Source organism: Plantactinospora solaniradicis, from assembly GCF_042658085.1.
Taxonomy (GTDB): domain Bacteria; phylum Actinomycetota; class Actinomycetes; order Mycobacteriales; family Micromonosporaceae; genus Plantactinospora; species Plantactinospora solaniradicis.
Window position 1 is genome coordinate 66,397 of sequence record NZ_JBHSPR010000008.1, and the last position, 9,799, is coordinate 76,195.

Annotated in this window: 9 protein-coding genes; 7 read left to right on the forward strand and 2 right to left on the reverse strand. The window is 72.5% G+C overall.

Translation table 11 applies throughout. The annotated features are described in order from the left end of the window. Window positions 1-7 precede the first annotated feature (7 nt). The 5 genes from ACFP2T_RS10105 to ACFP2T_RS10125 all read left to right on the forward strand — a co-directional run bounded on the left by ACFP2T_RS10105 (window position 8) and on the right by ACFP2T_RS10125 (window position 3,852). The gene (locus ACFP2T_RS10105; RefSeq protein ID WP_377420071.1) at window positions 8-1,132 is read left to right on the forward strand and encodes a helix-turn-helix transcriptional regulator; all 1,125 of its coding nucleotides are present in this window, start codon (window positions 8-10) and stop codon (window positions 1,130-1,132) included. A gap of 10 nt (window positions 1,133-1,142) precedes the next feature. Further along, window positions 1,143-1,397, forward strand: coding sequence for a hypothetical protein (locus ACFP2T_RS10110; protein WP_377420073.1), 255 nt, complete (start codon window positions 1,143-1,145; stop codon window positions 1,395-1,397). Window positions 1,398-1,598: 201 nt separating this feature from the next. Further along, a complete protein-coding gene (gene tatA, locus ACFP2T_RS10115; RefSeq protein ID WP_377420075.1) occupies window positions 1,599-1,895 on the forward strand; it encodes a Sec-independent protein translocase subunit TatA in 297 nt (98 codons plus the stop codon). A gap of 15 nt (window positions 1,896-1,910) precedes the next feature. Continuing rightward, window positions 1,911-2,858 carry a twin-arginine translocase subunit TatC gene (gene tatC, locus ACFP2T_RS10120; protein ID WP_377420077.1) on the forward strand — a complete coding sequence of 316 codons (948 nt, stop codon included), beginning with the start codon at window positions 1,911-1,913 and terminating at the stop codon, window positions 2,856-2,858. 49 nt (window positions 2,859-2,907) lie between these two features. Beyond that, on the forward strand, window positions 2,908-3,852 hold the full coding sequence (locus tag ACFP2T_RS10125) for a diacylglycerol kinase family protein (protein ID WP_377420079.1): 945 nt from the start codon (window positions 2,908-2,910) through the stop codon (window positions 3,850-3,852). Window positions 3,853-3,890: 38 nt separating this feature from the next. Here ACFP2T_RS10125 and ACFP2T_RS10130 read toward each other — a convergent pair whose 3' ends face one another. Then, window positions 3,891-4,667, reverse strand: coding sequence for an HAD family hydrolase (locus ACFP2T_RS10130; protein WP_377420081.1), 777 nt, complete (start codon window positions 4,665-4,667; stop codon window positions 3,891-3,893). 86 nt (window positions 4,668-4,753) lie between these two features. Here ACFP2T_RS10130 and ACFP2T_RS10135 point away from each other — a divergent pair, with 86 nt between their 5' ends. Then, entirely contained in the window at window positions 4,754-7,609 is a 2,856-nt protein-coding gene (locus ACFP2T_RS10135; protein ID WP_377420082.1) for a DEAD/DEAH box helicase, read from the forward strand. Window positions 7,610-7,863: 254 nt separating this feature from the next. Next, on the forward strand, window positions 7,864-8,772 hold the full coding sequence (locus ACFP2T_RS10140) for an MHYT domain-containing protein (protein WP_377420084.1): 909 nt from the start codon (window positions 7,864-7,866) through the stop codon (window positions 8,770-8,772). Between the two features lie 22 nt (window positions 8,773-8,794). Here the strand turns inward: ACFP2T_RS10140 and ACFP2T_RS10145 are convergent, their stop codons facing one another. Next, window positions 8,795-9,721 (reverse strand): 5'-3' exonuclease, encoded by a 927-nt coding sequence (locus tag ACFP2T_RS10145; RefSeq protein ID WP_377420897.1) that lies wholly within the window; start codon window positions 9,719-9,721, stop codon window positions 8,795-8,797. Window positions 9,722-9,799: the final 78 nt, after the last annotated feature.

A 9,799-nucleotide genomic window follows, 5' to 3' on the forward strand; every position in this document is an offset into this window, starting at 1 on the left:
AGCCGGCGTGACTCGTCCGGCGCAACGGTCCGGCGGCGCACGGGCCTCGGCCGACCGGCTGGCCCGACTGCTCAACCTGGTGCCCTACCTGCTGGCCCGGCCCGGCATCGAGTTGTCCGAGGCCGCCGCCGACCTCGGGGTGACCGAACGGCAACTGCGGGAGGACCTGGAACTGCTCTGGGTCTGCGGGCTGCCCGGGTACGGTCCCGGCGACCTGATCGACATGGCGTTCGACGGTGACCGGGTCACCATCACCTACGACGCCGGCATCGACCGCCCGCTGCGGCTCACCCCGGACGAGGCGCTCGCCCTGGTGGTCGCGCTGCGGATGCTCGCCGAGACCCCGGGGATGGCGAACCGGGACGCGATCGAGCGGGCCCTGGCCAAGATCGAGAATGCGGCCGGTGAACTCGCCGACGCCCCGGTCGCGGTACGGATGCCCGGGGACAGCGATCGGGTGGAGGCGCTGCGGGGCGCGGTGCAGCGTCGGCGGGCGCTCCGGATCACGTACTACACCGCGACCCGGGACGAGACGACCGAGCGCACCATCGACCCGATCCGGGTGCTGATGGTCGGCGGCCTGGCGTACGTCGAGGCCTGGTGCCGCCGGGCGGAGTCGGTGCGGATGTTCCGGGCCGACCGGATCGACGCGCTCGTCGAACTCGACGAGCCGGCCGTGGCGCCGCCCCAGGCCCGGCTGCACGACCTGAGCGGCGGCATCTTCCAGCCCTCCGCCGAACTGCCGCTGGTGACGCTGCGGGTGGGTCGGGGCGGGCGGTGGATCACCGAGTACTACCCCTGCGAGCGGGTCGAGCCCGGCGACGAGGTGGCCGGTGCCGACGGGGCGGGCCGGGAGTGGCTGGTCTCGCTGCGGGTCACCGACCTGGACTGGGCCCGCCGATTCGTGCTCGGCCTCGGGCCGGACGTCACCGTGGTCTCGCCGCCGGAACTCGCCGAGGAGGTACGCGACCAGGCCGCCGCGGCGCTCGACGCGTACGCCACGTTGCCGGCCGGGACCGGACCGGCACCCGTCGGTGCGCTTCCCGGCGCCCCGCCGGTAGTGGTCGGGCCGGCGTCGGGCTCCCCGTCGGCCCGGAACGCCGATCCGGCGGCTGCGACCGGAAGCCACTAGGCTGGCCGGCGTGGTGAAGTGGATCGTTCTCGCGGTAGTCCTGGTCGGGCTGTTGGTGCTCGGGCTGGCGATCCGTCGGGTGCTCAGCCGGCTCCCGCGCCTGCAACGGGCCGCGTTGGCGTTGCAGCAACGGCAGGAGCAGGCAGAGGATCTGCAACGCGTCGCGCTCGCCGTGCAGGACCGGGCGGAGGCGCTGCAACAGCAGGTCGACACCATGCAGCGGCGCGTCACGCTGATCAAGGCCAGGCGCGGGGAGAGCGCGTAGCCAGGTCGATCGGCGTCGACGGCGGCGCCGGCCGTTTCCGCCGGGCGGCGTCGTCACCCGGTTGACGGGATGCCCGGCGTTGGTCAAGACTTCACCCTCCGGGCCGGATTGTCATCAGCCTGGCGGGTGGCGGTCCCGCCCGACGCACGTACGATGGGCCAGAACACCCCTTTGCTGGACGAACACCGAACTGGAGCTTCCATGGGCGCCCTTAAGCCGTGGCACATCTTCGTACTCGTTGCTGTGCTGGTCCTGCTGTTCGGCGCGAAGCGGCTTCCCGACGCGGCCCGCTCGCTCGGCCGTTCGCTGCGGATCATCAAGGCCGAGACCAAGAGCCTCGCGGACGACGACAAGGACCTGGCCGAGAAGGCCGACGCCCAGGCGGCCCGGCAGCCGCTGCCCGGCGACTCGACGGTCCAGCCGACCAGCGTTCACCAGCCGGGCTACCAGGCACCCGCGGCGCCGGTGAACGACCCGCAGCGCGTCCGCGACAACTGACCGGGGCTCGTCACCGTGGCCTTCGCTCTGCGCCGGCGCGGTCCGAGCAAGTTCGAACGGGCCTCCGACGGCTCGATGACTCTCATCGAGCACGTCCGGGAGCTGCGTAACCGACTGTTCTGGGCCTCGGTGGGCATCCTGGTCGGCTTCGGCGTCGGCCTCTGGCTGGCCAAGCGCGTCCGTGGCCTGCTGCAGCAGCCGTACTGCAACCTGCCCGGCTCGACCGTGAACGGCAAGTGCCAGTTCACCCAGCTCGGTCCGGCGGACGTCCTGCTGCTCGACCTGAAGATCGCGCTCTGGGTCGGACTCATCATCGCCGCGCCGATCTGGCTCTACCAGCTCTGGGCGTTCATCGCACCGGGCCTGCACAGGCACGAGCGGAAGTACGCCTACATCTTCACCGCGTTGGCGGCGCCGTTGTTCGTCGCGGGCGCCGTGCTGGCGTACTTCGTGGTGGCCAAGGGCCTGGAGTTCCTGGTCGGGCTGGCCGGCGAGGATGTCACCAACACGCTGGAGATCACTCGGTACATCTCCTTCGTCACCAACATGATCCTGATGTTCGGGGTGGCGTTCGAGTTCCCGCTGGTCGTGCTGATGCTCAACTTCGTCGGTATCGCCAGCGGCCGGCGGCTGCTGAGCTGGTGGCGGGTCGCCGTCTTCGTGTTCTTCGCCTTCTCAGCGATCGTCACGCCCACCCCCGATCCGTTCGGTATGACCGCGCTGGCCATCTGCCTCTGCGCGCTCTACTTCGCGGCCGTCGGGGTGGCGATGATCAACGATCGGCGGCGTGGACGGGGCAAGGAGGTCTACGCCGGGCTGGACGACGACGAGATCTCGCCGCTGAACCTCGAACCGGAGCCGGTCACCGCCGGAGAGCGGGTCGACACCGTCGGGCCGATCGAGACGCCGGATGCCATCGCGGCACCGCGGCCGATCGACCGGCGCTACGACGACATGACCTGACCGGATCGGACCTGTCGGACCGGTCACGGCCAGCGGTACGGTGCTGGCCGTGACCGTGAACGATCAGCTTCCCGGGTCCGCCTCCGCTGGCCCGTTACCGGACGGCCGGGTGGCCGTGCTGGCCAATCCGACCGCGGGGCGGGGCCGGTACCGAGGGCTGTTGCCGGCCGTACTGGATCGGCTCGGCGCGGCCGGCCGGCCGGTGGAGCTGCTCGACGCCGAATCCCCCGCGCGGGCCGCGCAGGCCTGCCGCGCGGCGGTCGCCGACGGCGCCGCCGCCCTGGTCACGGTCGGCGGCGACGGTACCGTCCACCTGGCCCTCCAGGCGGTCGCCGGCGCCGCGGTCGGCTTCGGACCGGTGCCGGCGGGTACCGGCAACGACTTCGCGGTCGGCACCGGGTTCCCGGCCGATCCGCTCGCGGCGGTCGACGTGATGGTCGGGGCGCTGGCATCGGGTCGGACCAGTCCGGCCGACCTGGCCCGGATGACCGGGCGGGACGGTGCCGTCCGGTGGTACGGCGCGGTGCTGGCCGCCGGCTTCGACGCGCTCGTCAACGAGCGGGCCAACCGGATGTCCTGGCCCCGTGGGCGGCGCCGCTACGACCTCGCCATCCTGGTCGAACTGGCCCGGCTCCGGCCCCGGCACTACACGCTGCGGCTGGACGGGGTGCCACAGGAGCTGGAGGCGGTGCTGGTGGCGGTGGGCAACTGCCCGAGCTACGGCGGAGGAATGCGGATCTGCCCGGCCGCCGACCCGACCGACGGGCTGCTCGACGTGGTGTACGCCGGACCGGTCGGCCGGGCCACCCTGACCCGGATCAAGCCACGGGTCTACCGGGGTACCCACCTCGACCATCCGATGGTGCACAGCGCGCGGGCCCGGACGGTCGAACTCGTCGCCGAGGACATCGTCGGGTACGCGGACGGCGAACGGGCCCTGCCACTGCCGGTGACCGTGACCGCCGTGCCCGCCGCGGTACGCCTGCTGCGCTGACCCGTCACGGGCGCGCTCCGGCGGGGCGGGGCGCCCGGTCAGCGGCCGTCGGCGACGGCCAGGTCCAGCGCGGCGGCAAGCCCGTTCGCCTGCCCCGCCTCGGCCGCCGGCAGCACCAGTGCGGCACATCCGGCCCGGACCGCCCCGGCGTCGGCCGGGGTGTCACCCACCATCAGGGTCCGCTCCGGGTCGACGCCCAGCATTCCGCAGGCGCGCAGGAAGATCGCCGGGTCGGGCTTGCAGCGCCCCACCTCGTACGACAGTACGAACGCGTCGACCAGTTCGGTGAGTTTCCAGGCGTCGAAGTGCGGCCGAAGGTCGAATCCGATGTTGCTGACCACCGCGACCGGGACACCCGCCTCCCGAAGTGCGCGCAGGGTGTCCGCGGTGTCCGCGTACGGGAGCCAGCCGACGGGGGAGAGCAGTCGCTCGTAGAGAGCCTCGGCGAGCCCGTCCACCCCGGCGTCGACGGTCGACGCCAGCCCGACGTAGGCGGCGCGGTGGGACGGCGCGTACAGGTCCCGTTCCGCCCACACCTCGGCCAGGTGCGGCGGTACCCGGGCGGGTAGCGGCCCACCGGCGCGTCCGGCCATCACCAGCCGGTCGGCCAGGGCGGTGGCGCGGGGGCGCTCCAGCGTCGTCCCGCACTCGGCGGCGGCGGCCAGTACCCAGGCGACCGGGTCCTCCACCTGGGCGAGAGTGCCATGGAAGTCGAATAGCACCGCGTCGACCGGCCGTCGGGGCGGCTGCCGCTGGGCGGAGTGGGAGGTTCCGCTCGACGTACGGGGCATGGGCGGTTCGGCATGATCCGGCACGTCGTGCACCCTACCGACCGGCTCTACCCGGACCGCTGCACGGCCTGCCGGGGTACGACCTCGCACTACGCATTAATCTTGGTGTCATGTCGAGCCCTGCCGAGCGGTACGCCGCGGCGCGCCGCCGGGCCGCGCAGGCCAGCACCTTTCCTGCACTGAACGAGTTCGCCCAGCAACTCGGGTTCGAACTCGACGACTTCCAGCGGGAGGCGTGCCAGGCCCTGGAGCGGGGTAGCGGCGTACTGGTCTGCGCTCCGACCGGCGCCGGCAAGACCGTCGTCGGCGAGTTCGCGGTGCATCTGGCGCTGCACGCCGGCACCGGCGCCTCGGGTGGCGGTGCCGGCGCGGTGACCGGAGGCGGCTCCGTTACCCGTCCGGCCGCCGCCGTACTGCCCGCTGCCGGCGGGGTGGCCCGGAAGTGCTTCTACACCACACCGATCAAGGCGCTGTCGAACCAGAAGTACCACGACCTGGTGGTCCGGTACGGGTCCGACCAGGTGGGGCTGCTGACCGGGGACAACGTGATCAACGGCGACGCGCCGGTGGTGGTGATGACCACCGAGGTGCTGCGCAACATGCTCTACGCCGGTTCGTCGACCCTGACCGGCCTGGCGTACGTGGTTATGGACGAGGTGCACTACCTCGCCGACCGGTTCCGTGGCGGGGTGTGGGAAGAGGTGATCATCCACCTGCCGGAGTCGGTGACCCTGGTGTCGCTCTCCGCGACCGTCTCGAACGCGGAGGAGTTCGCGGACTGGCTGGTCACCGTCCGGGGCGAGACCGAGGTGGTGGTCAGCGAGCACCGTCCGGTGCCGCTCTGGCAGCACATGCTGGTCAACCGGCGGATGTTCGACCTCTTCCACGACGCCGACGCGGCCCGCAAGCACGACGTGCACCCTGAACTGTTGCGCTACACCCGGGAGATGCTGCGCCGGCTCGAACTCGGGGACGGCCGTACGCACGGGCCGGGCTGGGGGCGCAGCGGCGGCCGGGGGCCCCGCTGGCGCGGACCGCTGCGGGCCGACATCGTCGAACGGCTCGACCGGGAGGGGCTGCTGCCGGCGATCCTGTTCCTCTTCAGCCGGGCCGGCTGCGACGCGGCCGTCCAGCAGTGCCTGGCCGCCGGGCTGCGGTTGACCAGCCCGGAGGAGCGGACCGAGATCCGGCGGGTGGTGGAGAGTCGGATCACCAGCGTGCCCGGCGAGGATCTGGCGGTACTCGGCTACTGGGAGTGGCTCGACGGCCTGGAGCGTGGACTCGCCGCCCACCACGCGGGCATGCTGCCGGCGTTCAAGGAGGTGGTCGAGGAACTGTTCGTACGCGGTCTGGTGAAGGCGGTCTTCGCCACCGAGACCCTGGCGCTCGGCATCAACATGCCGGCCCGCTGCGTCGTGCTCGAACGGCTGGTCAAGTTCAACGGCGAGGCGCACGTCGACCTGACGCCGGGGGAGTACACCCAGCTCACCGGCCGTGCCGGCCGGCGGGGGATCGACGTCGAGGGGCACGCCGTCGTCGTCTGGTCACCCGAGGTCGACCCCCGGCACGTGGCCGGGCTCGCCTCCACCCGTACGTATCCGCTGCGGTCCAGCTTCCGGCCCTCGTACAACATGGCGGTCAACCTGGTCGGCTCGGTCGGCGCGGCGCCCGCGCGCGAGTTGCTGGAGTCGTCGTTCGCCCAGTTCCAGGCGGACCGCTCGGTGGTCGGCCTGGCCCGCCAGGTGCAGCGCAACGTCGAGACGATCGAGGCGTACGGCGCGGAGATCCGCTGCCACCTCGGGGACTTCGACGAGTACTTCGGGCTGCGGTTGGCGATCGCGGACCGGGAGCAGACGCTCGCCCGGCAGGGGCAGAACCAGCGGCGGACGGCGACCCTGACCGCGTTGGAGCGGTTGCGGGTCGGCGACGTGATCCGGGTGCCGTCGGGTCGCCGGGCCGGGTTGGCCGTCGTGCTCGATCCGGGCGTCAGCGGGTTCGGTGAGCCCCGCCCGCTGGTGCTGACCCAGGACCGGTGGGCCGGCCGGATCACCCCCGGCGACTTCACCACCCCGGCCGAGGTGCTGGCCCGGATCCGGGTGCCGAAGAACTTCAACCACCGCTCGCCGGCCGCCCGGCGGGATCTGGCCGCGGCGGTGAGCGGTACCGGACTGGACCGGCACGCCGGACGGCGCGGCAGCCGGTCCCGGGGCGGTGGTGAGGACGAGCGGCTCACCCAGCTCCGCGCCGAACTGCGCCAGCATCCCTGCCACGCCTGCCCGGATCGGGAGGAGCACGCCCGGTGGGCGGAGCGCCGTCGGCGTCTGGAGCGGGACACCGCGGAGATACGTCAACGGGTGGCCGGACGTACCGGCTCGCTGACCCGGACGTTCGACCGGGTCTGCGGGATCCTCACCGCGCGTGGCTACCTGTCGGATTCCGGCGAGGTGACCGACGCCGGCCGGATGCTCGGTCGGATCTGGACCGAGGCCGATCTGCTGGTGGCGGAGTGCCTGCGCCGGGGGGTCTGGGCCGGGCTGTCGCCGTCGGAGCTGGCCGCCGCCGTTTCGGTGGTGGTCTACGAGGCACGCCGGGACACCGACGAGCGGGCCTCGGTGCCCCGGGGCGTGGTCTCGGCGGCGGTGGACGAGACGTTGAAGATCTGGGCCGAGTTGGAGTCGGACGAGGCGGCCCGAGGGTTGGAGGCGACCCGCGAACCCGACCTGGGTTTCGTCTGGCCGGTCTACCGCTGGGCCAAGGGCGAGCCGCTGGCGAAGGTGCTGGCCAGCGGCCACAACCTCGACGGCGACATGCCGGCCGGCGACTTCGTCCGGTGGGCCCGGCAGGTGGTGGACCTGCTCGGCCAGGTCGCCGACTCCGCCGGGGCCTCCGTCGAACTGAGGGGCGCCGCGCGGCAGGCGATGGGCTCGATCAACCGGGGTGTGCTCGCGTACCACGGGGCGACCTGAGGAGCCCGGTGCCGATCGGAACGGTGGAGCCCGGACACCACTGACCGGCAGCTCCGCTCCGCCCTTCGGACGGTTCTCGGCTCCTGCCGGTCAGCCTCGGCTCCTCCTATGTTGATCTTCCGTACCGCCTGCCTACGGCCGCTCGGCCGGCAGATGGGCCCGAAGGTTCCGTTGTGGCTGGTCGAGCCACAAGTGATCATCATGTGCCGGGTGCGGAACAGCGCCGTTGTCAGCGGCACAAGGGGATCATCAGCATGGCCACGATCGATCATTTCCAGTACGGCTGGATCACCCCCGTCCTGAGCTACGCGCTCTCCGTCCTCGGCTCGTTCCTGGGGCTGCTCTGCGCGGCACGGGCTCGGGAGGCACAGACCACGGGGCGCCGGGCCTGGTGGATCGGCCTCGCGGCGTGGGCGATCGGCGGCACGGCGATCTGGACCATGCACTTCACCGCCATGCTCGGCTTCCGGGTCTCCGGAACCCAGATCCGCTACGACGTGCCGACCACCATTCTGAGTGCGCTGATCGCCGTCGTCGTCGTCGGGGTCGGCCTGGTCATCGTCGGGTTCGGCCGGGTCTCCTGGCCGAGGATCATCTTCGGTGGACTGTTCGCCGGACTCGGCGTGGCGGGCATGCACTACCTGGGGATGGGGGCGATCCGGATGCGGGGGAAGGTCGACTACGCGCCGTCCCTGGTGGCAGTCTCCGTGCTGATCGCGGTGGTCGCCGCGACGGCGGCGTTCTGGCTGGCGGTGAACGTCCGTGGCTCCCGGGCCGTGACCGGTGCGGCCCTGGTGATGGGGTTCGCGGTCAGCGGAATGCACTACACCGGGATGGCGGCGATGTCCGTCCACTCGCAGCCGACCGCACCGGCTCCGTCCGGCGCCAACGGCTCCACCCTGCTGCTGCCGATCATGCTGATCGTCGTCTTCGTCGCGTTCGTGCTGTTCTACGCGCTACTTGCGTCGCCGACCGAGGACGACCGGGCCGCCTCGGTGTACCTGGCCGACCGGGCCGCCGAGCGAGCCGCCGCGGATCGGGCCGCCGCGGATCGGGCCGCCGTGGACGGGGACGCCGTGCGGCCCGGGGCGGGCCGGGCCACCGGCCGACCGACCGGCGGTGCCGGTCCGGTACCCGGCCGGCGCAGCCGACGCTTCGACTGAGCTTCGATCCGCGCCCGCGCGGTCAGGCGGTGACGTTCGCCGCGAGGGCGTCGACCAGGCGGCGGCACGGGCCGGCGAGGTTCCACTGCTCGGCCAGGGCGAGTAGCCGGTCGGGATCGACCGGCGCCGCCGGCAGCGTCGTGGTCAGCGGCGGCACCGGTACGTCGAGGGCCACCCTGACCACCTTCGGCGCGACGGCCAGGTAGTCCCGGGCGGCGTTCAGTTTGGTCTTCAGCCCGGGGGCGAAGCCGGACGTCGGGTCGTCCAGCGCGGCAAGAATGCCGTCCAGGCTGCCGTACCGGTCGACAAGTCGGGCCGCGGTCTTGTCTCCGACGCCCGCAACCCCGGGCAGGCCGTCACTGGGGTCGCCGCGCAGGGCGGCGAAATCGGCGTACCCGGCGGCCGGCACGCCGTACTTGGCCCGGACGGCGGCGTCGTCGCAGTCCTCCAGCTTCGCCACGCCCCGTCCGCAGTAGAGCAGTCGCACCGGTCGGCCGTCGTCGATGAGCTGGAACAGGTCCCGGTCGCCGGAGGCCACCTCCACGGGGGCCGGTTGGGTGACGGTGAGGGTGCCGATCACGTCGTCGGCCTCGTAGCCGTCCACCCCGATGGCCGGAATCCCGATCGCCGCCAGCAGGTCGAGGATCAGCGGGACCTGCGGGGAGAGGGTGTCGGGTACCACCTCACCGCCCTCGGGTGCCACCCGGTGCGCCTTGTACGACGGCAGCAGTGCCACCCGCCAGGCCGGGCGCCAGTCGTAGTCGAGCGCGCAGACCAGCCGGTCCGGCCGACGGGAGCGGATCAGCGTGGCGAGCATGTCCAGGAATCCCCGTACCGCGTTGACCGGGCTGCCGTCGGGCGCCTTGGCTGCGGACTCCGGAATGCCGAAGTAGGCCCGGAAGTAGAGGCTGGCAGCATCGACGAGAAGCAGAGGGCGGCTGTCGTTCACCCGGACAGCCTGGCACAGCCTCGTCCGGTGCGGTCGGGGGGCGTCGGCGTTGCGTCGGCCAGCGGCGGCAGCGACCAC

Coding starts and splice junctions, on each gene's coding strand:
- tatA (WP_377420075.1), top strand. CDS start 1,599: ATGGGCGCCCTTAAGCCGTGGCACATCTTCGTACTCGTTGCTGTGCTG.
- ACFP2T_RS10135 (WP_377420082.1), top strand. CDS start 4,754: ATGTCGAGCCCTGCCGAGCGGTACGCCGCGGCGCGCCGCCGGGCCGCG.
- ACFP2T_RS10140 (WP_377420084.1), top strand. CDS start 7,864: ATGGCCACGATCGATCATTTCCAGTACGGCTGGATCACCCCCGTCCTG.